The sequence below is a fragment of the Microbacterium sp. BK668 genome (assembly GCF_004362195.1).
Classification (GTDB): domain Bacteria; phylum Actinomycetota; class Actinomycetes; order Actinomycetales; family Microbacteriaceae; genus Microbacterium.
This window is the reverse complement of record NZ_SNWG01000001.1, coordinates 1,048,241-1,071,758: the sequence shown is the minus strand read 5'-3', so window position 1 is coordinate 1,071,758 and position 23,518 is coordinate 1,048,241. Positions and strand designations below refer to the sequence as shown.

Genomic DNA, 23,518 nt, shown 5'->3' with positions numbered 1-23,518 from the left:
TAGGGCGGCCGACGCGCGGATGTCAATCGTTTCGCGATGTGTGCGCGTGCACATACGATGGGCCGCGTGGGAAGCACGGATCGCCGACGGCGCGCCACCGTGAAGGACGTCGCGACCGAGGCGGGCGTCTCGCGCGGCACCGTCAGCCGCGTCCTGAACGGCCAGCCGTACGTCTCGGAGGAGGCGCGCGAGGCGATCGAGGCCGCCATCGCGAAAGTGGGGTTCGTGCCCAACCGGGCGGCCCGCAGCCTCGTCATGCAGAGCTCGCAGGCGATCGGCCTCATCGTTCACGAACCGCACTCGCTCTTCGTCGAGGATCCCAACATCGGCTCGATCCTGCTCGGCGCCAACGCCGCTCTCTCGGAGGCCGACTACCAGCTGTCGTGTCTCATCGCGGACGGGCCGCGCGACATCGAGCGCCTCTCGCGCTACCTGAGCGGCGGCCTGATCGACGGGGTCATCATCGTCTCTGCGCGCGAGGGCGATCCGATCACGCGCGCCGTCGCGGATCTGCGGCTTCCCGCGGCCTTCGTCGGACACCCCGGAGACATCGGAGACGCCGCCTACGTCGCGATCGACAATCGGGGTGCCGCCCGAGAGATCTCCAGCCGACTGGTCGAGACCGGACGGCGGCGGATCGGCATGATCGCCGCCGCGCTGGACCGCGACTCGGGCTCGGATCGCCTCGCGGGCTTCAACGACGCCCTGGGCGATCGATTCGACCCGGAGCTCGTCCAGCCGGTGCCCCTGTACTCGTACTCCGACGGACAGGCCGGCATGCGGCGACTCCTCGAGCGGGCGCCCGACGTCGACGGGATCTTCGCCTCCAGCGACGCCGTCGCCGCCGGGGCCATGGACGCGCTGCAGGCGGCGGGACGCTCGGTGCCGGTCGACGTGGGAGTCGTGGGCTTCGACGACAGCTCGTGGGCGCTGCGATGCGACCCGCCCCTGTCGACGGTGCATCAGCCTGCCGACCAGCTCGGGCGCGCCGCCGCCGAGCTCGTGCTGCGGCAGCTGCGAGGCGAGGAGCGCGAGACCCGCGGGCGCGTGCTGGACTGCCCGGTCGTCTGGCGCGAGTCGGCCTGACCCCCAGGAGCGCGGCGCGGAATACGACGGATGCCGCGGCCCGTTGTCGTCAGGGATGAGCACCGCGCCCGTACCCGCCCTGTCCGTCCTCGACCTCGTGCCGGTGAGGGCCGGTCAGACCAGCGCACAGGCGGTGGAGGCATCCCTCTCCCTCGCGCAGAGCGCCGACGACCTGGGCTACCGGCGCTACTGGTTCGCCGAGCACCACAACATGCCCGCCGTCGCGTCGACGACCCCGCCGGTCCTGATCGCCGCGGCGGCCGCGCGGACGAGCCGGATCCGCGTGGGGTCAGGCGGCGTCATGCTTCCCAACCACTCGCCCCTCGTGGTCGCCGAGCAGTTCGCGGCGCTCGAGGCGCTCGCACCAGGTCGGATCGACCTCGGCATCGGGCGGGCGCCCGGCAGCGATCCCGTGATCACCCAGCTCCTGCGCATGTCGGGCACGACGAGCGATGTCGAGCGCTTCCCCGAGCACGTGCGCGACATCATCTCGCTCGTGGGAGCCGACGGCGCCACCGTGCGGTTCACCTCGGGCGGGACGTACGACGTCCACGCGACCCCCGCCGCCACGACCGCCCCCGAGGTGTGGCTGCTCGGCTCGAGCGACTACTCCGCACAGCTGGCGGCGTCGCTCGGACTTCCCTACGTCTTCGCGAACCACTTCTCCGGCGAGGGCCTCGACCGCGCGCTCGCGCTCTACCGTGGTCAGTTCGCGCCGAGTGAGTCGTACCCGCAGCCGGTGACCTTCCTCACCGCGAACGTCATCGCCGCGCCGACCGCCGAAGAGGCCCAGGAGCGCGCGCTGCCGCAGCTGCGGATGATGGCCCGGCTCCGCCAGAACAAGCCGCTTCTGCCGCTGGAGACCGTCGAACAGGCCCAGGCCGCGGCATCCGACTTCGACGCCCTCGGCGGACAGATCATGGCCGGCGCCCGCGCGCGATGGTTCGTCGGAACCGGCGACTCCGTCCGCGCCGAGCTCGCCGACTTCGCCGCGCGCCACGGGGTCGACGAGGTCATGATCTCGCCGATCGCGGGCGCGTACGACCGCGAGGGGACGGATGCCGCGGCTGGCCGCACGCAGACGCTGGAGCTGCTCGCCGCCTAGCCGGCGGAATCGGGGCCGCTCCTCGTGTGCACGATGACGGAGATGTGCAGGATGACGGATGCCTGGGGCCGAGGCATCCGCCATCGCGCACATCTCCGTCATCTCGTACGGGGCACCCGGCATCGCGGCGCGCAGGCGACCCGCGCGCCGGGCGCTCACGCCGTGAGGCGCACCACGAGCGGGGCGCCGTCGCCTGCCTCCGGTATCGAGAAGTCCGCCGAGCCGCGGGGCGTCGTGACGCGGTAGTCCCCCGCGAAGCCGCGCACGCGGACGAGCCCGTCCGCGCCGGGACGCAGCGCGCGCGGAGCGTGCCACCACTCCCCGCGGACGAGGTCGCGAAGCGCGTCGTAGGAGGGCTTGCGTGAGCCGTCGGCACGGATGAGGCCGGACGGAGCGCCGAGCCATGCGCCTTCGTCGGTGAGACCCCAGTAGGTCAGCGACTCCACCGCGGGATGCGCGACGACCGTGCGGTAGTGACGCACGAGCTCGTCGGCCTGCCGCGCCTCACCCTCGGGGGTGGAAGGCCACGAGTCGACGACGTAGTCGTTGAGGTCGATGATCTCGGGCGGCATGAGGTCGCCGGAGAGGAGCGTCGTCTCGGTCAGCTGCAGCGGGAGTCCGAAGCGCGCGAAGCGCTCGAGGATGTCCGCGATGCCCTCCTCGCCGCGGAAGCCCTGATGCATGTGGGTCTGCAGGCCCAGTGCGTCGATCCGGATGCCCGCGTCGAGGCACTCCTCGATGAGCCGCTCGTAGTCCTCGCTCAGGTCGAAGTCGTTGAGCACGAGCCGGGCCGACGGATTCGCGTCCCGAGCCGTCTCGAACGCCAGGCGGACCATTCCGACGCGCCCCTTCGTCTGCGCCAGCCGCGTCACGGCGTTGTCCTCCGCCGTGAAGACGGGGAGGATCACGACCTCGTTGATCGCGTCCCAGAGGTCCACGACGCCGGCGAAGGAAGTGACCTCGCGCACGATGCGATCGCGGATCGTGGCCTCGACCTCGGCATGCGTCCGCTCCTGCAGCCAGTGCGGGGCGAGCGTGTGCCACACGAGCGGATGTCCCTTGACCCGCACTCCGCGATCGGCGAACCAGCGAGCCGCCGTGAGGAGCCGGGCGGTGTCGGGGCGCCCCGGCTGCGGCTCGAATCCGCGCCAGTAGAAGGGAAGCGTCACGGTGTCGAACAGGTCGAGCCATGCGTCCAGCAGCGGGACGGCCCGGTCGGCCTCCGCGCCGCCGAACACCCGCACGGCTCCGCCCTCGGTGGCGGCCGGTCCGCCGAGGAGCTCGACGAAGTCGAAGCCGATGTTGCCGAACCCGAAGGCGTGGCGCGTCTGCTCCACGGTGACCGGTTCGCCCGCGACCCGCGTGCCGTCGGGGGCGATCAGCTCGAGGGGGACTTCCCGGAATCGGTGCGACAGGTCGGGCGACATCCGCTCTCCTTGTTTCAGGGCGAGGGAGTTTGTTTTCGTCCCAGACATATTCGCACGGATCCCGGTGTGCCCCGCACCGGTGACCGGCGGTCAGCGGATGCTGTCGATCGGCGACGCGGTTCCCGAGACCGTGATGCCGCCCGCGGCGGGGATCCCGACGCGCAGCAGGCTCGGTCGTCCGACATGGCGACCCTGCCGGATCGTGACGACCGATCCGTCGCCCGCCGCGCCCAGCGATCGCAGATACGCGCCGAAGGCCGCCGCGGCGGAACCGGTCGCAGGGTCCTCCGTGATCTCGCCGACCGGAAACGGGTTCCGCGCCTCCCATTCGACGGGGCCGAGACGGTGGGCGACCGTGATCGTGCCGGCCCACCCTTCCCGGTCCATCAGCTCGCGGGCGTCGTCGGGGTCGAACGTGAACCCGTCGAACGTCTCCTGGTCAGAGAGGACGAGGACGGGATGCCGGTTCCCGGCGAACGACAGCCGCGGAGGGTGCTCGGGGGCGAGGTCGGCATCCGTCAGTCCGAGCACGCGAAGCAGCTCGGCGAGGACGGCGGGATCGAGCTCGCTCACGTCGGGCTCGACGCTGGTGAACGAGGCCCGGATTCCCCCGGCGTCACCCGGGAATTCGTCGTCGTCCTCGGAGGTGTCGATCACCACCTCCCCGACCGGTGTCGCGAAGCGCAAGCGCCCCGTCCCCTCTCGCTCGGCGAGCACGACGGCCGTGGCGATGGTCGCGTGGCCGCAGAACGGCACCTCCGCGATGGGGGAGAAATAGCGGATGCTGCGGGCATCGCCGCGGCGCCCGGTGAGGAACGCCGTCTCCGAGTAGCCCACGTCGGCCGCGATCGCCTGCATGTCGGCGTCGGAGAGGGACGAGGCATCCGGGACCACACCCGCCGGATTGCCACCGCCCGGGACCCGCGGATCGACGAAGGCGGCGTAGCGCAGCACCTCGGTCACTCGTCAGTCCTCGGGTTCCCCGCTGAGCAGCCCCCGGAGCCAGTCCCGCGCCTCGATGAAGATGTCGTCGGAGTAGCGATCCGGGTAGCGGACGATGGCACGGTCGGCGCGCGGATACGAGCCGAGGAAGATGACCTTGGGGCTGAAGCGGCGCAGGCCCAGCAGCGCGTCGGCCATCCGCTCGTCCTGGATGTGCCCGTCGGCGTCGATGACGAAGCGGTAGCGGCCGAGCGAATCGCCGATGGGTCGCGACGCGAGGAGCGAGAGGTTGATCCCGCGGGTCGCGAACTGCTCGAGCATCTCCAGCAGCGCGCCGGGGTGATCGTCGGGCAGCTCGGCGATGAGCGACGTCTTGTCGGCGCCGGTGGGCGGCGGCAGCGAGACCGGCCGCGAGACCAGCACGAACCGGGTGACGGCGTTGAGGTTGTCGCCGATCCGCTCGGCGAGGAGCTCCAGGTCGTGGTGCTCGAGGATGCCGGGCGGGGCGATGGCGGCGTCGGCGTCGCTCGTTCCGTCGAGGAGGCCCATGGCGCTGGCGACATTGCTCGACGCGGGCACGTGCGCGTGCGCCGGGAGCGTGCGGGTGAGCCACTGGAGGCACTGGGCGTACGCCACGGGGTGCGCGGCGACGAGCGAGACGTCCTCGAGCCGCGTGCCCGGACGGGCGACGAGCACGAAGTCGACGGGAACCAGGTACTCCCCGACGATGCGCAGTCCCGGCATCGTGGCGAGGGCGTCCTGCGCCGTCGAGACCCCGCCGTCGACGGAGTTCTCGATCGCGATCATCGCCGAGTGCGAGCGCCCCTCGACGACGTCGGACAGCGCCTCGCCGACGTTGCGGACGGAGCGCCAGTCCTGTCCGCGTGCCTCCGGCACCTGCGCGAGCGCGGCTTCGGTGAACGTTCCGGCGGGGCCCAGGAAGCTGTAGGTGCGGCGGCCTGCGGCGTCGGGCGCGGATGTCACCGTCACAGCCTAGCCATCGCGTCGATGCCGCCCGTTGCGCTTCGGACGACGGGACCTAAGCCTCTGCCGCCGATCACCGGGAAGCGGAGGCTGAACGCATGACACACATCCTGGTGGCGTACGCCACGAAGCATCACTCCACGCAAGAGATCGCCGAGGCGATCGCGGCCGAGCTCCGGTCGCACGGACACGAGGTGGACTGCGCCGAGGCCGGACACGCGACCGCGAGCGGCTACGACGCCGTCGTCCTCGGAAGCGCCGTCTACATGGGCCGATGGCGGCGCGAGGCGAAGCACTTCCTCAAGCACGAGCGCGAACGGCTCGCCGCCATCCCCTTCTGGATCTTCAGCTCCGGGCCGGTCGGGGGAGGCAGCGGAGACGCCGAGAAGGACGAGGCCTGGCAGGAGCCGAAGTCGCTCATGGAGCTCGCCGAGTCGCTCGGAGTGCGGGAGCACGTCGTGTTCGGCGGGCGGCTCCCGGAGCACCCGGGCAACTTCGTGGAGTCCGCCATGGTGCGCAACACTCCGCCGGACGAGAGGGACAACCGCGACTGGGACCGCATCCGCGAATGGACGCAAGGCGTTGCGACAGCCCTGGCCGGTGACAGACTGGACGCATGAGCCGCGCAGGACAGCCCGCCGAAGCATCCGACCTCATCGACATCGACGAACTGATCGCCGCGTACTACGACCGGAAGCCGGATGCCTCGGTGCCCGAGCAGCGGGTGGCCTTCGGCACGAGCGGTCACCGCGGATCCTCGCTCTCCACGAGCTTCAACGAGGACCACATCCTCGCGACGACCCAGGCGATCGTCGACTACCGCCGAGCTCAGGGCATCGCCGGACCCCTGTTCCTCGGCCGCGACACGCACGGCCTCTCCCTGCCCGCCGAGCGCAGCGCCATCGAGGTGCTCGTCGCCAACGGCGTCGACGTGCGGGTGGACGCGCGCGACTCGTGGGTGCCCACGCCGGCGCTCAGCCACGCGATCCTGGCCTACAACCGCGACCGCGCCCTGGACGACCCGGGCCGGGCGGACGGCATCGTCGTCACGCCGTCGCACAACCCGCCGCGCGACGGCGGCTTCAAGTACAACCCGCCGAACGGCGGTCCCGCCGACACCGACGCGACCGGCTGGATCGCCGACCGCGCGAACGCCCTCATCGCGGGCGGCCTCGCCGACGTGCAGCGCAAGCCCTTCGCCGACATCGACGCCGACAGCCTCGGCCAGTACGACTTCCGCGACGCCTACGTCCGCGACCTCGAGAACATCATCGACGTGGGGGCGATCCGCGGCGCGGGCGTGCGCATCGGCGCCGACCCCCTCGGCGGTGCGTCGGTGGAGTACTGGGCGCTGATCGCCGAGGTCTACGGCCTCGACCTCACTGTCGTGAATCCCGACGTCGATCCGACGTGGAGGTTCATGACCCTCGACTGGGACGAGAAGATCCGGATGGATCCGTCGTCGCCCTCGGCGATGGCCTCCCTCGTCGAGAAGCGGCACGAGTACGACGTTCTCACGGGGAACGACGCGGACGCGGACCGGCACGGCATCGTGACACCCGACGCCGGCCTCATGAACCCGAACCACTACCTCGCCGTCGCGATCGACTACCTCTACTCGCACCGGCCGAACTGGCCGGCGGACGCCGCGGTCGGCAAGACGCTCGTGTCGTCGATGATCATCGATCGCGTCGCGGAAGCGCTCGGGCGGCGGCTGCTCGAGGTGCCGGTCGGGTTCAAGTGGTTCGTCCCGGGTCTCCTCGACGGATCCGTCGCCTTCGGCGGCGAGGAGTCGGCCGGAGCCTCGTTCCTCCGGAAGGACGGGACGGTCTGGACGACGGACAAGGACGGCATCCTCCTGTGCCTGCTCGCGTCGGAGATCCTCGCCGTGACCGGCAAGACGCCGTCCCAGCGCTACGCCGAACTGGAGGCGGAGTTCGGCGCCTCGGCGTACCAGCGCGTCGACGCGCCGGCCACGCCCGCGCAGAAGGCCCAGCTCGGCAAGCTCGCGCCCGAGGCCGTGACCGCGACCGAGCTCGCGGGCGAGCCGATCACGGCGAAGCTGTCGCACGCGCCGGGCAACGGCGCCGCGATCGGCGGACTCAAGGTGCAGACCGAGCACGCCTGGTTCGCCGCGCGCCCCTCGGGCACGGAGGACGTCTACAAGCTCTACGCCGAGTCGCTCCGCGGACCCGGGCACCTCGCCGAGGTGCAGGAGGAGGCCCGTGCGGTCGTCTCGGCGGCGCTCGGCGGCGCGTAGGGCAGGTCAGCGCTTCGGCGTGCTGTCGCGGACGAGCACCTCGAGGCGGATGCTGTCGGGCGCCTGCTTCCAGGTCTCGTCGACGGCTGCCCGCACCGTGAGGTAGCCCACGTGCGCGAGCGGCACCCTCACCGTCGTGAGCGCGGGAGTCACGTCGCGCGCCGTCGGGATGTCGTCGAAGCCGGCGACGGCGATGTCGGAGCCGACATCGCGCCCCGCCTCCCGCAGGGCTGCCATGGCGCCGATCGCGACGATGTCGCTGATGCCGAACACGACGGTGCCGGGCTCGAGCCCCTCCGAGAGGGCCTCTCGCATGCCCTTCTCCCCCGCATCGCGTGTGAAGGCGCCGCGGTGGATGCGCTCGACGACCCCGCCGCCCGACCCGAAGCCCTCGGTGAAGCCCGCGATGCGGTCGTCCGAGGTCCGCACGCCCTCGAGCGCACCGAGGATGACGGCGGTGCGGTATCCACGCGCGGCAAGGGCCGCGCCGAGCGCCCGCGCGCCCCCGATGTTGTCGATGAGCACGGTGCGCACGTCGCCCGCGCCGGGGCCGAGGGCGACGACGCGTCCGCCTCCCGCGGCGATGGCATCCAGCTCGTGCTGCAGCTCCGGCGATGACGACTCCGTGCTGCGGGAAGCCGCGAGGATGAGCCCGCGCGGGCGCTGCCCGCGCAGCGCCCGCACCATGCGCGTCTCGCGCTCGGCATCCCGCTCGGTCACGGCGATCGTGACGACCAGGCCCGCCTCGTGCGCGCCCCGCGCGACTCCCGAGGCCATGAGGCCGAAGTGCGGGTCGGCGATGTCGGCGACGAGCAGCGCGATGATGGCGGACGTCCCCTTGGCCGTCGCCTGCGCCGAGAGGTTGGCGGTGTAGCCGAGCTGCTCGGCGGCCGCCTCGACCCGCTCGCGATACGACTCCGCGACCTTGCGCGTCGAGCCGTTGAGCACGCGCGACGCCGTCGCGAGGGAGACCCCCGCTGCGCTGGCGACATCGTGGAGCGTCGGCGCAGACACCCGCGTCCGCACTCCCCTTGGGTCGACCGTCGTGTCGGTCATCAGCGAGATTCTACGGTCGGGACGGCAGAATGGGAGCCATGTCTTGGCTTGTGACCGGCGGCGCCGGCTATATCGGCGCGCACGTCGTGCGTGCCCTCGCGGCAGCTGACCTCGCCCCCGTCGTGATCGACGACCTGTCCAGCGGCCACGCCGCTTTCGTCCCGGACGGCCTTCCGTTCGTCCGCGGCACGATCCTCGACCGCGAGCTGGTCGAGCGCGCACTCCGCGAGCACTCGGTCGAGGGCGTCATCCACGTCGCCGGGTACAAGTACGCGGGGGTTTCGGTACAGCGTCCGCTCCACACCTACGCGCAGAACGTCGAGGGCACGCGCATCGTTCTCGAGGCCATGCGGGCGGCGGATGTCGCGAACATCGTCTTCTCGTCGTCGGCGGCGGTCTACGGGACGCCGGACGTCCCCCTCGTGACGGAGGACCTGCCCAAGCGCCCCGCGTCACCGTACGGCGAGTCCAAGCTGATCGGCGAGTGGCTTCTGAGGGACCAGGCCGTCGCGACGGCCGACTCGGAGCATCCTCTCCGTCACACGTCGCTGCGGTACTTCAACGTCGTCGGCTCCGGCGATGCCGCCGTCTACGACACCAGTCCGCACAATCTCTTCCCGCTCGTCTTCGAAGCGCTCCTGGAGGGGCGGACGCCGCGGATCAACGGCGACGACTACGACACCGAAGACGGCACGAACGTCCGGGACTACGTCCACGTCTCCGACATCGCGGCGGCGCACGTCGTGGCGGCGCAGCGCCTCGCCGCCGGCGAGTCCCTCGAGCCGGCTTACAACCTGGGCTCGCAGAACGGGCTGTCGGTCCGTCAGATCATGGATGCCATGGCCCGCGTCACGGGTATCGACTTCGTGCCCGAGATCGGTCCTCGCCGCCCCGGCGACCCCGACCGGATCGTCGCCACGGGCGAGCTCGCCGCCCGCGACCTGGACTGGGCGAATCGCTACTCGGTCGACGAGATGGTCCGCACCGGCTGGGAGGCGCGGCGCAGCGCGGCGTGAATTTCACCCGCTCCGGGTGAAGCGGGCGACGCGCCGTCGTCAGTAGCCTGTCGGCCATGGCAGCGAACGGTCGTCCCTTCGGCGTCACCCTCGTGGCGCTCCTCGCCTGGATCAACGGCGCGCTCACGATCATCCAGGGCATCTTCGCGCTCTTCAACCCGTCCGCCGGCGACGACTGGTCGGGCTGGGTGGCGATCGTGATCGGCATCGTGACGATCCTCGTGAGCTTCGGCCTGTTCGGCGGCAACTCGGCGGCACGGGTGATCGTGACGATCGTGTTCGTCCTGAGCCTGATCGGCTCCCTGCTGCTGATGTTCACCGCCTTCGGACCCGGCGTGGTCATCGGAGCGATCATCAGCGCGGCGCTGGCGCTGATCGGCATCCTTCTGCTCTACACGCGCCGCGCCAACGAGTTCTTCCGTCGCTGACGCGAGAGGCCGTGCCTCGCCGGCGCCGCGTGCGGGCGGCGCCGGCGAGGTCACTTCGCGGGACGCGCGGTGCTCTCCCGCACGACCAGCTGCGCTCCGACCGCCTCGTACGCGGCGTCATCGCGCGCGCCGTCGATGCGGCCGATCAGCAGCTCGATCGCCCGCTCGCCGAGCCGGTCGAAATCCTGGCGCACCGTCGTGAGAGGCGGCCGGTAGTCAGCAGCGTCGGCGACGTCGTCGAATCCCACGACGCTGACGGACGGCGCGGCCCGACCCTCGTCGGCGAGCGCCCGCAGCAGGCCCAGGGCCATCTGGTCGTTCGCGGCGAACACCGCCGTCGCATCGGCCGGGAGCGCGAGACCTGCGGCGTGTCCTGATGCGGCGCTCCAGTCCCCGCGAAGAGGAGCGGATGCCTCGGCCCCCGCGGCGGCGAGCGCTTCCCGCCAGCCGCGCTCGCGCTCCGCCGCGGCGAACGAGCCCTCCGGGCCGGCGACGTGGTGAACCGTCGCGTGACCGAGGCCGAGAAGGTGGGCGGTGGCTGCGTGGGCGCCGCCGACGTGGTCGGTCACGACGACGCCGAACCGGTCGTCTGCGGCGGAGTCGACGACGACGAGCGCGAAGTCGGCGGGGGTGGCGGCATCCCGAACCAGATCCGTCGCCTCGTTGAGCACGATCGCTCCGTCGACGCCCTGATCATGGAGCCGCTCGAAGGCGCTGGCGATGTCGGGATCGGCTGCGCCGAGCGTCACCACGACGAGCGCATACCCGCGGGCGGCCGCGGCATCGGCCACAGCCTGGAGCATGCGCGAGTTGCCCACCGTCGCGAGGGTCGACGCGACCAGTCCCACCGTCTGCGTGCGCCCCGTGCGGAGTGCGCGCGCCGCCCGGTGCGGCCGATAGCCGAGGCGCGCCATCGCGGCTTCGACCCGCGCGCGTGTCGCCGGGTCGACGCGCGGGCTGTCGTTGACGACCCGCGACACGGTCTGGCCCGAAACACCCGCGGCTTCGGCGACATCCGCCATCGACACGCGTCGCGCCATCTCGACCTCCCTTGCGTGTTGACGATAACACACGCGAGTGTTACCGTGTTGACGTGAACACGGTCAATGTTCCGCCGCAGCTCCTGGGCGCCGGCGTCACCAAACGCTCCACGCTCCTCGCCGACGGGCGCGAGCTCATCTACTTCGACGACCCGGGCTCGACCCTCGGGGACGAGCGCGGCGTCGACGCGCGCGTCCTCGGACCCAGGCCCGACACCGCGACGATGCGGCTCGACGTGCTGACGGGCGACTGGATCTCGGTCGCGGCGGCCCGTCAGAACCGCGCCTTCCTTCCGCCGGCGGAACTCGACCCGCTCGCGCCGCAGACCCCGACGAACCCCAGCGAGATCCCGTCGCGCTACGACGTCGCGGTCTTCGAGAACAAGTCGCCGTCGTTCGGCCCCGCGCTCGCCGAGCCGCACGAGGGGGCCCCCGCCGCCGCCGACCCCCCGCGCGGACTGGACGATCTGGCTGCCCTCGGGCTCGGCCGGACGCGGACGAGCGTCGGGCGCACCGAGGTGGTGTGCTTCAGCCCCGAGCACGCCGGCTCGTTCGGCACGCAGACCGTCACGCGCGCCCGCACGGTCATCGAGGCGTGGGCGGATCGGACGGCTGCGCTCTCGGCACTGCCGGGGGTCGAGCAGGTCTTCCCCTTCGAGAACCGCGGCGAGGCGATCGGCGTGACGCTCCCCCACCCCCACGGCCAGATCTACGCCTACCCCTACATCACGCCTCGCACGGCACGGCTGCTCGATTCGGTCGAGCGGACGGCGCCGGACCTGTTCCAGCGCATCCTCGACTTCGAGCGCGGTTCGGAGCGCGTCATCCTGCAGGGCGAGCACTGGACGGCGTACGTTCCGTTCGCCGCCCGATGGCCGCTCGAGGTGCACCTCCTCCCGCACCGCCACGTCGCCGACTTCGCCGAGACGACAGGCGCCGAGCGCGACGAGCTGGCCCCCCTCTACCTGCGCCTGCTGCGGGGCGTCGACGCCCTGTACGACACCCCCACCCCGTACATCGCGGCCTGGCACCAGGCGCCCGTCCACGTCGGGCGCGAGAGCGCCCGGCTGCACCTCGAGCTGACCAGTCCCCGCCGTGCCGCCGACAAGCTCAAGTTCCTCGCCGGATCCGAGGCCGCGATGGGGGCCTGGATCGGCGACGTCCCCCCCGAGACCTCGGCTGCGCGCCTGCGCGAGGCCGTGCAAGGAGTGACCCTGTGAGCACCACACCTGAAGCCGACGCGCGCGACCTCTTCGCGCGGCTGACCGGCGCAGAGCCGGAGGGTGTCTGGTCGTCGCCCGGTCGCGCGAATCTGATCGGCGAGCACACCGACTACAACGACGGCTTCGTGCTGCCGTTCGCGATCGAGCACCGCACGCACGCCGCCCTCGGTCTCCGCGGCGACGGGCGCATCCGGGTCGCCTCCACCTTCGACGACGCGGTTGCCGAGGTGGCTCTCGCCGACCTCGACCGCCTCTTCCCCGACCGACGCGGGGACGTGCCCGAGTGGGCGACCTACCCGCTCGGGGTCGCCTGGGCCCTCCTGCGGACGACCGGGCTCGCGCCCGCAGCGGTCACGGGCGTCGATCTGGCCATCGCGTCGGACGTCCCGGTCGGCGCGGGTCTCTCGTCGTCGGCGGCGATCGAGGGAGCCGTCGCCTCCGCGCTCAACGAGACGTGGGACCTGGGGCTCGACCGCGTCGAACTCGCGCAGGCGGGCCGCCGCGCCGAGAACGAGGCGGTCGGCGCTCCCACCGGGATCATGGACCAGATGGCCTCGATGCTGGGGCAGCCGGATGCCGCGATCTTCCTGGACTGCCGCACGCTCGACGCGAATGTCGTCGACCTCGGGTTCGCGCGAGCCGGGCTCGAGCTCGTCGTCATCGACACGCGCGTGAAGCACTCGCATGCGACCGGCGGGTACGGCGAGCGCCGCGCGGCGTGCGAGCTGGGCGCCCGGACGCTGGGCGTTCCCGCTCTGCGCGACCTCTCGCTCGACGACCTCCCCCGCGCCGAGCAGCTGCTCGACGAGACCACGTTCCGCCGCGTGCGGCACGTCGTCACCGAGAACCAGCGCGTGCTCGACACCGTTCGGACGCTTCGCGAGGACGGACCGCGAGCGATCGGCGAGCTCCTCGTGGCGTCCCATGCGTCGATGCGCGACGACTTCGAGATCTCGGTGCCCGAGCTCGACACGGCCGTCGAGGCGGCGCTGGCGGCGGGTGCGATCGGCGCACGCATGACGGGCGGTGGATTCGGCGGCGCCGCGATCGCCCTCGTCGCCCGCGCCGACGTGGCGAGGGTGACGGATGCCGCGGCCGCAGCCTTCCAGGCGGCCGGATTCCGCACTCCCCACGTCTTCACCGTGACCCCTTCGGCCGGAGCTCGCCGCGACGGGTGAGCAGCGTCGAAGAGTCGAACGGCCCGTGAACACCGTCGGTAGACCCGCTGACCACCACGCGCAAGGCCTCGCTCGGTGCGCATCGGCCCCCTAGGGTCGAGGGCGGTGCCGAGGCATCCGTCCTCGCACCGGAGGAGCGATCGTGGCATACATCACCGTCGGAACCGAGAACTCGGTCGACATCAAGCTTTTCTACACCGATCAGGGCTCGGGCCAGCCTGTCGTGCTCATCCACGGATTCCCGCTGAACGGCGAGTCGTGGGGCAAGCAGGCCGCTGCTCTGCGCGAGGCGGGGCACCGGGTCATCGCGTATGACCGGCGCGGCTTCGGACAGTCGACCAAGACGGGTTCGGGCTACGACTACGACACCTTCGCATCCGACCTCAACGCGCTCATGGTCGAGCTGGATCTCGGAGACGCGATCCTGGTCGGCTTCTCGATGGGAACCGGCGAGGTCGCCCGCTACCTCGCGAACTATGGGAGCGGGCGTGTGGCGAAGGCGGCCTTCCTCGGCTCGCTCGAGCCGTACCTGCTCATCACCGACGACAACCCCGACGGCGCCGGCCCGCAGGAGTTCTTCGACGGGATCGCCAAGTCCGTCGCCGACGACCGCTGGGCGTTCCTCACCGGTTTCTACAAGGACTTCTACAACCTCGACGAGAACCTCGGATCGCGCATCTCGCAGGAGGCCGTCGACGCGAGCGTGCAGGTGGCCAACCAGATGGGGAATCAGGCGATCGCCGCCGCCCCGCTCACGTGGCCCACCGACTTCCGCGCCGACATCGAGAAGATCGACGTCCCGGCCCTCATCGTCCACGGGACGGCGGACAACATCCTCCCGATCGACGCGACGGGACGCCGGTTCGCGAAGCTCCTCCCCGCCGCGACCTACGTCGAGATCGACGGCGCCCCGCACGGCATGCTCCTCACCCACGCCGACGAGGTGAACGAGGCGCTGCTCGCGTTCGCGCGCAGCTAGCGTTCGTCCGCGCCTAGGGCGGTCACGAGCGTAGGAGAAAGAGCGAAGGTACGTTCGTCCCGGCGGACTCTCGTCCTGCGGGGGCTCCTTCTCCTACGCTCGGAACGCCGAGCGGACGACGGATGCCTCGGCAGGATCGCGACGGCAGGAGAACCCCGGTGACAGACCCCACGGCAGCACCGCTCGCAGCAGCAGCGGCCGATGCGCCCGTCGTCGAAATCGATCCGGGCAGGGTGCGCGGGTTCTGGCGCGGGGTGGACGGCGAGCCCGAGGCATCCGCCGCCTTCCTGGGCATCCCGTTCGCGCAGGCGCCCGTCGGTCCGCTCCGCTTCGCGGCGCCGGTGCCGCCCGAGCCCTGGGACGGCGTGCGCGAGGCGGTCGAGTATGGAGCGACGGCGCAGCGCGGCGACATGGGCCCCACGCTCATCCCCGAGCCGTCGGTGCCGGGCGAGTCGACGCTCAACGTGAACGTCTTCACGCCGCTGCCGGGCGACCGCGCGGCCGCGCTCCCGGTGCTCGTCTACATCCACGGCGGGGGGTACGTCGCCGGCTCCCCCGCGAGCCCCTGGTACGACGGGCGGGCCTTCAACCGCGACGGCGTCGTCACCGTGACGATCTCGTACCGGCTCGGCTTCGACGGCTTCGGGCACATCGCAGGCGCTCCGAGCAATCGCGGCGTCCGGGACTGGCTCGCCGCGCTCGAGTGGGTGCAGGCGAACATCTCCGCCTTCGGCGGCGATCCGGCCAGGGTCACGATCGCGGGACAGTCGGCCGGCGGCGGAGCGGTGCTCACCCTCCTCGGGATGCCCACGGCCCAGCACCTCTTCCATGCCGTCTGGGCGCTGTCCCCCGCCCTGAGCGGGGTGGGCGCCGAGCGGGCGCGGACCCTCTCGGCCAAGCTCGCGAACCTGGCCGGGGTTGCACCGACGCGCGACGGATTCGCCTCGGTGAGCGAGGAGCGTCTGCACTCGCTCCAGGAGCGGGCCGCGAATCCGAATCCGCAGAACCCGATGGCGGGCGTCCACACGATCCTCGATGAGGGCCTGCCGTGGGGCCCCGCCATCGACGGCGACCTTCTCCCCTCGTCCACCATGGAGGCGGTCCGCAACGGCGTGGGCTCCGACAAGCCGCTCGTGCTGGGCACGACGGACGACGAGTTCACCATGGCGACCGACTCCGCCCGCAGCAAGCTCCGCTTCGTCCCGGTCGGCCTCGCATTGGGCCGGCTCGGGCTTCCGCGCGAGGCCCGCCGCGCCTACCTGTCGGCGAACGGCCGGCAGCGCCGCAGGGGCACCGCCGCGATGCTCGGCCGTTACGTGACCGATCATGTCTTCCGCTCCGGCGTCGTGCGCGTGGCCGAGGCGCGCATCGGCGCGGGCGGCGCGGCATCCACCTGGGCCTATCGCTTCTCGTGGGCGTCACCCACCCGCACGTGGGCACTGCACTGCCTCGACGTGCCGTTCTGGTTCGACTGCCTGGCGGCCCCCGGTGTGACCGAGATCGCCGGCGACAGTCCGCCGCGTTCGCTCGCCGCCGAGCTGCACGGCTCCGCCGCGGCCTACGTGCGGGACGGCGATCCGGGTTGGACCCCGTGGGCGCGGGGTGAGACGCGGGTCTTCGGGGGCGATCCGTCGACGCCCGAGCTCCTGGCCGACGGGTACGCGAGCGTGCGCCCGCTCGTGTGAGGTCGACTCCGACAGCGGCTGCGGAGGGGTGGATGCTGCGACCGCAGCATCCACCCCTCCCTCGTCACTTCGCCGTGACGACGCCCGTCGGCGCGGTCGTCCGGGTCACCGACGTGTAGCCGGTCTTCGCGAAGACGACCGTGACGGTGATGCGGCGACCGACGTCCGCCGCCGTCAGACGGTAGGTCCAGAAGTCGGACCCGCCCGTCGCGCCGGGGATCGCGACACCGTCCCGCTTCCAGGTGAAGGTCGCCTGCACGGGCTTCGGCCCCCAGCCGTCGCCGACATGCACCCGCAGGGTCTGGCCGACCTTCGTCACGCCGGAGATCCAGGGGTTGTCGCCGATCGTCAGCGACCCGGGAGCAACGGGGCCGGTCGGCGCGCTGGTGCGCGTCGTCGGCTGCATGCCCGTGCCGGTGGCCGTCACGCTGACCGTGATGCGGTCGCCCTCGCGAGCGCCGTTCAGCGCCAGGGTCGAGCCCGTCGCCCCCGGGATCGCGACGCCGTCCGCGTACCACTGGTAGGCCAGGGCACCGGGAGCCGGGCTCCACGTGCCGGGGTTGGCCGTGAGCGTGAATCCGACCTTCAGCGTCCCCGAGATCGTGGGCGTCGGGGCCGTCGCCCACGACTGGAGCGCGACCGGAGCCGTCTCGGCGCTCGTGCGGGTCACCGAGACATAGCCCGGCTTCGATCCGGTCACCCGCACGGAGATGCGCGCGCCGAGATCCGCCAGACGCAGCTCATAGGTCTGCTTGTTCGCCCCCGAGATCGGTGCGCCGTTGCGCAGCCACTGGTAGGCCAACGTGACCGGAGCAGGACCCCAGGTCCCCGGCACGGCGGTGAGCACCCGGCCCACCTCGGCGATCCCGGAGATGGTCGGGATCGGTGTCGGCGACAGCACCGGGTTCGTCACGGGCCCGGTCGGAGCGCTCGTGCGGCTGACCGACGTGTAGCCGGGCTTGGATCCCGTGACGGTGACCGTGATGGTCTGTCCGAGGTAGACCGCGGTCACCGTCCACGTCGACGCCGTCGCGCCCGGGATCGGTGCGCCGTTGGCGTTCCACTGGTACGTCAGGGTCACGGGAGCCGGCCCCCACACCCCCGGCACCGCCGTGAGGACCTGACCGACGATCGGGCTGCCCGTGATCGTCGGGATGGGCGTCGGCGACAGGACGGGGTTCGCCACGGTCGGTGTCGGCGCGCTGGTCCGGCTCACCGAGGTGTAGCCCGGCTTGCTGCCCGTGACGGTGACCGTGATGACCTGACCGAGGTACGCCGATGTCACGACGAAGGTCGCGCCGTCGGCTCCGGGGATGGGCACGCCGCCGGCGTTCCACTGGTAGGCGAGGGTGACAGGCGCAGGTCCCCATGCTCCCGGCACCGCCGTGAGCGTCTGACCGACGACGGCAGTGCCGGTGATGCCGGGCGTCGGGGTGGGCGACAGCGTTCCGGGTGCGACCACGACGCCGAGGCTCGTGCGCACCTCGGTCGTGTACCCGGCCTTCGTGCCGGTCACGCGGACGGCGATCGTCGACCCGAGGTCGGCCGCGGTGAGCGCCAGCTGCGGGCCGGTGGAGATGACCGATCCGTTCCGCAGCCATTGGATCGTCAGGTCGACCGGCGCCGGCCCCCACGTGCCGACGGAGGCGGTCAGCGTCCCATCGACGACAGCGGCGCCCACGATCGTCGGGGTCGGAGCGGGCGAGAGGGTGGCGGGCTGGATCGTCACGGCGGCGCTCGTCCGCACGACGGTCGGGAACCCGGCCTTGGATCCTGTCACCCGGACGGAGATCTCCGTCCCCACGTCTGCCGGTACCGGGGTGTACGTCGACCCCGTCGCCGCCGGAATGGGGACGCCGTTCCTCAACCATTCGATCGCCAGCACCACCGGAGCCGGTCCCCAGGTCCCCGTCACGACCGTCAGCGTCTGGCCGAAGACGGGGGATCCGCTGATCGTCGGCGTCGGCGCCGGCGAGAGCACCGCCTCCTGCACCGGCGCCGTGGGTGCGCTGGTGCGACCCACCGACGTGTAGCCGGCCTTCGATCCGGTCACGGTGACGGTGATGGCCGCGCCGAGCAGTGACGGCGAGAGCGCGAGCGTTGCGCCCGTGGCATCCGCGATGACCGCACCGTCGGCGCGCCACTGGAAGGCGAGAGACACCGGTTCCGGACCCCAGGTGCCGGGAACGGCGGTCAGCGTCTGACCGACCAGCGGCTCGCCCACGATGACCGGGGTCGGCGCGGGATCGAGCGTCCCCGGAGCGACGGCGACGCCCGGGGAGGTCCGCACCTCGGTGGTGTAGCCGGGCTTGGATGCGGTGACGCGGAGGGCGATCGTGGCGCCGACGTCGCCCGGAACGAGCGTGAGCGCGGGCGCGGTGGAGACCACGACGCCGTTGCGCAGCCACTCGAGAGCCAGCGAGACCGGCTGCGGGCCCCACAGACCCGGATCGGACTGGAGTGTCGATGCGACGACGGCATCGCCGATGATCGCCGGTGTCGGGGTCGGCGTCAGCGTCGCGGCCACGACCGTCGCTCCGGCGCTCGTGACGGTGGCGGTCGAGTAGCCGGGCTTGGAGCCGGTCACGGCCGCCCGCAGCGTCGCGCCGAGATCGTCCGCGGTCGGACGGTACGAGAGCCCGTCCGCGCCGAGGATCGGCGCCCCGTTGCGCGTCCACTGCACACCGAGCTGGACGGGAGCGGGCCCCCAGGCTCCCGGATCGACCGTGAGCTCGCCGTCGACCACCGGGGCACCCGTGACGAGGGGAACGGCGGTCGTCAGCGTTGCGAGCTGCACCGGGCCGGACGGGGCGCTCGTGCGCGATGTCGTCTCGTAGCCGTCCTTCGAGCCCGTGACGACGGCGGTGAGCAGTGTTCCCGCGTCGAGAGCCGTCGGCGTGTAGGTCGTGCCGTCGGCACCGGCGATGGGCGCACCGTTGCGCATCCACTGGATGGCGAGGTTCACCGGCGCGGGTCCCCACTCCCCGGTCGAGACCTCGAGAGATCCGGCCACGACGGGCGCACCGATGATCGTCGGCACGGGAGCGGGATCGAATTGGAGGAGTCCGCCGGCGATCGTCACGGGGGCGCTCCACAAGGACAGCGGCGCATAGCCGGGCTTCGTGCCCGTGACGACGACCCGGATGCTCCGGCCGACGTCGGACGCGGCGACGAGGTAGGTCGAGCCGTTCGCTGCCGGGATCGGGAGCCCGTCGCGCAGCCACTGATACCCGAGCTCGACGGGCGCGGGTCCCCACTCCGGGTCGAGGACCGCCGTGAGCGTCTCGCCCGTCTCGGGCACCCCTTGGATGATCGGCGTGCTCCCGACCAGCTCGCACAGTGTCACGACGGGCGTCGGGGCGCTCTCGATCGACACCGGCGGGTAACCCGGCTTGGATCCGGTCACCACGACCGTGACGGCCCTCCCGGCGGCGTCGGGCGGCACGGCGAAGGTGGCGCCGGTCGCGCCCTCGACGGCGACGCCGCCGACCTTCCACTGGTACGACAGCTCGACGGGGGCCGGGGCCCAGTCGCCCGCGACGACCGACAGCACGCTGCACGCCGTCACGCCGTCCTGCGCCGGCGAGGGCTCGCCGCCCGGCGTGGTGGGTTGAACCACCACGACGGGGGTCGGACCGGTGATGGGGTCGGTGGGCGTCGTGCCGCCGTCGTCGCACTCGGCCGTCGGCAGCAGCCGGACGTTGTCGAGGAGGACGGCGGAGTCGTAGCCGCTGTCGCCGATGTCCTGCAGCGTCAGGATGATCGCGGCCTCGCCCGCTCCGAGCGGAACCCGTGCCGTGAGCGACGGCGTCCATCCGTCCATCGCGTTGCCGGCGACGGGCGCGAATCCCACGATCGCATTGATGCTGAGGATGTTCCCCGCGATGTCGTAGGCGTAGTTGTGCGGCGCGACGATCTCCGTGCCCTGGATGGAGATGTCCGACGTCGGCGTCTCGGCGGTGAAGACGTCGTTGAAGGAGGTACCGACGAACTCCGGGAACTCCTCCGAGCCGAACTTCAGATCGAACGCGAGACACCGGCTGGCCTCGGGCGCGGTGGCGCTGATGGTGATGCCCGTCATGTCGTTACCGTCGACTCCGCGGGCGCCGTCGAGCGCGGAGCTCAGGAACGTGTCGGGCTCCGCGGGGAGCATGACGTCCGATGCACGGCCCGTCGACAGCACGACGTAGTCGCCTCCCGCGCGGGGGTACCCGGTGAAGGACGTGTCGGAGACGAAGACCCCTCTGCTCCCGCCGAAGAGCGAGATCGCCATCCCTTCGTCGATGTCGAGCGCCGCGGCGATGTCGGCGAGCGAGAACGGGGCGACGAAGACCGCCGGACTCGTCGACTGGGCGTCCTGGTACCCGGGGCTCGACGCGACGACGGTGACCGTGAGGTCCCCGCTCCGGTCCTGCGGCCTCACCGTATAGGTGGGCCCCGTGGCGTCCTCGATCTGCACACCGTCGAGGTACCACTGGTAGGTGAACGTCGCCGGCTGGGGTGTGAAGACACCGTCGGTCGCCGCGGTGAGCACCTGCCCGGGTGCCGGCGAGCCGGTGATCGTGACGCTGCCCTCCACCTCGAAGAAGAGGGGCTGACCGACGAATCCGTTGACGTTGCCGATGTGGAGCTCGGGGGCGGAGGTGAGCGCATCCGCGGCGTCGCGGGAGCTCTTCTGGTAATACCACGTGGATGCCGCGGCCTCGGGCGCGAACTGGACGACGAACTCGCCGTCGGGGGCGAAGTCCACGAACGTGTACGTTCCGTCAGCGCCGGTCGTGGCCGTCGCGACGGGTGGGGCATCCGCCGGTTCGGTCGGGTGGAGGCGCACCTCGACGCCCGCGACCGGTTCGGAGGATTCCCACTGATACACGGTGCCGCTGAGCGTGCGCAGTCCCGGCCAGAGATGGAAGGTGAGGTGGGACAGGTGCGTGCCGGCGGCCACGGCGAACACGGTCGCGTCGGCGAACTCGGCCGCCGAGTACCAGTACGGCCGGAGACCCGCCGCGGATGCGCGGACCTTGTAGTCGCCGGCAGGCAGTCCTGCCGCCGAGAAGAACCCTTCGGCATCCGTGAGCACCGTCGCGATGGGCGTGATGCCGTCGCCCTCGGCGTACAGGCCCACGCCGGCTCCCGCCAGCGGCGCACCCGTCGCGCCGTCGTACACGTATCCCGACACGCTGTTCGAGGTGGCCCACAGCGTGATCTGCAGGCCCGTGTACTCGCCGCCGGGCTGGACGTTCAGCACGGTCGCGCCGGCGAAGTCGGCGCCTCCGAACCAGCTCGTGATCCTGCCGGCGGCCTCGGCCCGCACCGCGTACTCACCGGGCAGCACGGTCGCGAAGACGTAGACGCCGTCCGCGTCGGCCGTCGCCGTCGCCACGGGAGTCACGCCGTCCCCGTCGGCCCCGAAGAGAGCCACCGAGGCGCCGGCGAGCGGCCCTCCGGTCTGTCCGTCGACGACGCGCCCCGAGACGTATCCGGTCGGGATGTCGGGAGCGCGATCGAGGTACACGTCGAACCCGACGAGGTGCGTCCCCGCCGCCACCGTCACCAGGTCGGCCGTCGCGAACGTCGTCTTCCCCGAGTACCACTGCGGCACGTACAGCGCCGGGTCGCCCTCCGCGAAGATCCGGTAGTCGCCGTACGGCAGGTTCTGCACGACGTACTTCCCCTCGGCATCCGTCGTGACCGTCGCCGCCGGCACGTCACCGGCACCGGCCGCGTCGTAGAACTCCACCGTCGCGCCCGCGATCCCCACCGCGTCGTTCGCGTAACGGATCGAACCGGCGATCGAGTTCTGCGCATCCGCGAGGTACACGTCGAACCCGACGAGGTGCGTTCCCGCCGCCACCGTCACCAGATCGGCCGTCGCGAACGTCGTCTTCCCCGAGTACCACTGCGGCACGTACAGCGCCGGGTCGCCCTCCGCGAAGATCCGGTAGTCGCCGTACGGCAGGTTCTGCACGACGTACTTCCCCTCGGCATCCGTCGTCACCGTCGCCGCCGGCACGTCACCGGCACCGGCCGCGTCGTAGAACTCCACCGTCGCGCCCGCGATCCCCACCGCGTCGTTCGCGTAACGGATCGAGCCCGCGATCGAGTTCTGCGCATCCGCGAGGTACACGTCGAACCCGACGAGGTGCGTTCCCGCCGCCACCGTCACCAGATCGGCCGTCGCGAACGTCGTCTTCCCCGAGTACCACTGCGGCACGTACAGCGCCGCGTCGCCCTCCGCGAAGATCCGGTAGTCGCCGTACGGCAGGTTCTGCACGACGTACTTCCCCTCGGCATCCGTCGTCACCGTCGCCGCCGGCACGTCACCGGGACCGGCCGCGTCGTAGAACTCCACCGTCGCGCCCGCGATCCCCACCGCGTCGTTCGCGTAACGGATCGAACCGGCGATCGAGTTCTGCGCATCCGCGAGGTACACGTCGAACCCGACGAGATGCGTGCCCGCCGCCACCGTCACCAGATCGGCCGACGCGAACGTCGTCTTCCCCGAATACCACTGCGGCACGTACAGCGCCGCGTCGCCCTCCGCGAAGATCCGGTAATCGCCGGGCTCGAGGTCCGTGAGGCTGTACTGCCCCTCGGCATCCGTCGTCACCGTCGCCACCGGCACCTCTCCAGGACCGGCCGCATCGTAGAGCTCGACGGTGGCGCCGGCGATCCCGGCCGCGTCGTCCGCGTAGCGGACCGCGCCGCTGATGCTGCTGTCGCCGGCAGCCCATGCCGCCGACGGCCACGTGATGCCGGCGACGATCAGGGCGGCGATCGCGAGCACGGCTGCGGCCGCTCGCGCCCTGGGGCGAGAGGCCGGTTCCGACGATCCGAGGGGACGTGACGACGACATGCTCGACCTCCGTGGGCTGCGGCGGGCATCGCGAGCGGCGTCCGCCGGGTACCGCATCCACCGCCCCGGGCGAGGCGGTGGTGATCCCGAGAAGGCAGGCGTGAACCTCTCCCAGCGCCTTGCGAGCCCCCTCGCGCAGCACCGGACTGCCCATCGCCGTGTCGCCGCACTTCCCCGTGTGACGCTCCGCGATGGAGCACTCCCCAATGGGAAACGGCTTACACCATGGCGCGCGGTCCGCGCAAGACTTTCG

General features: G+C 71.8%; 16 protein-coding genes. 10 read left to right on the top strand and 6 right to left on the bottom strand.

Annotated elements, in window-relative coordinates; translation table 11 throughout:
* The first annotated feature begins 57 nt into the window (after positions 1–57).
* Positions 58–1,086 carry a LacI family DNA-binding transcriptional regulator gene (locus EV279_RS04690; RefSeq protein WP_133544610.1) on the top strand — a complete coding sequence of 343 codons (1,029 nt, stop codon included), beginning with the start codon at positions 58–60 and terminating at the stop codon, positions 1,084–1,086.
* Positions 1,087–1,141: 55 nt separating this feature from the next.
* Positions 1,142–2,191: an LLM class flavin-dependent oxidoreductase gene (locus EV279_RS04685; RefSeq protein ID WP_133541732.1), complete on the top strand. Its 1,050-nt coding sequence runs from the start codon at positions 1,142–1,144 to the stop codon at positions 2,189–2,191.
* A 155-nt stretch (positions 2,192–2,346) separates the two neighbouring features.
* On the opposite strand, the gene EV279_RS04680 is transcribed toward EV279_RS04685, so the two are convergent.
* From EV279_RS04680 to pheA, 3 genes are all read right to left on the bottom strand, one after another.
* Positions 2,347–3,618 carry an endo-1,4-beta-xylanase gene (locus tag EV279_RS04680; RefSeq protein WP_133541731.1) on the bottom strand — a complete coding sequence of 424 codons (1,272 nt, stop codon included), beginning with the start codon at positions 3,616–3,618 and terminating at the stop codon, positions 2,347–2,349.
* Between the two features lie 90 nt (positions 3,619–3,708).
* Positions 3,709–4,581, bottom strand: coding sequence for a PhzF family phenazine biosynthesis protein (locus EV279_RS04675; protein ID WP_133541730.1), 873 nt, complete (start codon positions 4,579–4,581; stop codon positions 3,709–3,711).
* A gap of 3 nt (positions 4,582–4,584) precedes the next feature.
* Positions 4,585–5,544 (bottom strand): prephenate dehydratase, encoded by a 960-nt coding sequence (gene pheA / locus EV279_RS04670; protein ID WP_133541729.1) that lies wholly within the window; start codon positions 5,542–5,544, stop codon positions 4,585–4,587.
* Between the two features lie 98 nt (positions 5,545–5,642).
* Between pheA and EV279_RS04665 the strand changes: the two genes are divergently transcribed.
* Complete coding sequence (locus tag EV279_RS04665) at positions 5,643–6,164, top strand: flavodoxin domain-containing protein (RefSeq protein ID WP_133541728.1); 522 nt, start codon at positions 5,643–5,645, stop codon at positions 6,162–6,164.
* Entirely contained in the window at positions 6,161–7,804 is a 1,644-nt protein-coding gene (pgm, locus tag EV279_RS04660) for a phosphoglucomutase (alpha-D-glucose-1,6-bisphosphate-dependent) (RefSeq protein WP_133541727.1), read from the top strand. Before EV279_RS04665 ends, pgm begins: the two co-directional genes overlap by 4 nt.
* A gap of 6 nt (positions 7,805–7,810) precedes the next feature.
* On the opposite strand, the gene EV279_RS04655 is transcribed toward pgm, so the two are convergent.
* A complete protein-coding gene (locus tag EV279_RS04655; RefSeq protein WP_133541726.1) occupies positions 7,811–8,860 on the bottom strand; it encodes a LacI family DNA-binding transcriptional regulator in 1,050 nt (349 codons plus the stop codon).
* A gap of 38 nt (positions 8,861–8,898) precedes the next feature.
* Between EV279_RS04655 and galE the strand changes: the two genes are divergently transcribed.
* Complete coding sequence (gene galE, locus EV279_RS04650; RefSeq protein WP_133541725.1) at positions 8,899–9,876, top strand: UDP-glucose 4-epimerase GalE; 978 nt, start codon at positions 8,899–8,901, stop codon at positions 9,874–9,876.
* Between the two features lie 56 nt (positions 9,877–9,932).
* Complete coding sequence (locus EV279_RS04645) at positions 9,933–10,304, top strand: hypothetical protein (RefSeq protein WP_133541724.1); 372 nt, start codon at positions 9,933–9,935, stop codon at positions 10,302–10,304.
* Between the two features lie 50 nt (positions 10,305–10,354).
* On the opposite strand, the gene EV279_RS04640 is transcribed toward EV279_RS04645, so the two are convergent.
* Entirely contained in the window at positions 10,355–11,344 is a 990-nt protein-coding gene (locus EV279_RS04640; protein ID WP_166644441.1) for a LacI family DNA-binding transcriptional regulator, read from the bottom strand.
* Between the two features lie 53 nt (positions 11,345–11,397).
* Here EV279_RS04640 and galT point away from each other — a divergent pair, with 53 nt between their 5' ends.
* The 4 genes from galT to EV279_RS04620 all read left to right on the top strand — a co-directional run bounded on the left by galT (position 11,398) and on the right by EV279_RS04620 (position 16,409).
* Positions 11,398–12,564 carry a galactose-1-phosphate uridylyltransferase gene (gene galT, locus EV279_RS04635; RefSeq protein WP_133541723.1) on the top strand — a complete coding sequence of 389 codons (1,167 nt, stop codon included), beginning with the start codon at positions 11,398–11,400 and terminating at the stop codon, positions 12,562–12,564.
* Positions 12,561–13,745, top strand: a complete 1,185-nt coding sequence (galK, locus tag EV279_RS04630) for a galactokinase (protein ID WP_133541722.1) — start codon at positions 12,561–12,563, stop codon at positions 13,743–13,745. Before galT ends, galK begins: the two co-directional genes overlap by 4 nt.
* A gap of 142 nt (positions 13,746–13,887) precedes the next feature.
* A complete protein-coding gene (locus tag EV279_RS04625) occupies positions 13,888–14,724 on the top strand; it encodes an alpha/beta hydrolase (RefSeq protein WP_133541721.1) in 837 nt (278 codons plus the stop codon).
* 158 nt (positions 14,725–14,882) lie between these two features.
* Positions 14,883–16,409, top strand: coding sequence for a carboxylesterase family protein (locus EV279_RS04620; RefSeq protein ID WP_243728440.1), 1,527 nt, complete (start codon positions 14,883–14,885; stop codon positions 16,407–16,409).
* Positions 16,410–16,473: 64 nt separating this feature from the next.
* Here EV279_RS04620 and EV279_RS16805 read toward each other — a convergent pair whose 3' ends face one another.
* A complete protein-coding gene (locus EV279_RS16805) occupies positions 16,474–23,265 on the bottom strand; it encodes a carboxypeptidase regulatory-like domain-containing protein (RefSeq protein ID WP_166644440.1) in 6,792 nt (2,263 codons plus the stop codon).
* Between the last annotated feature and the right edge of the window lie 253 nt (positions 23,266–23,518).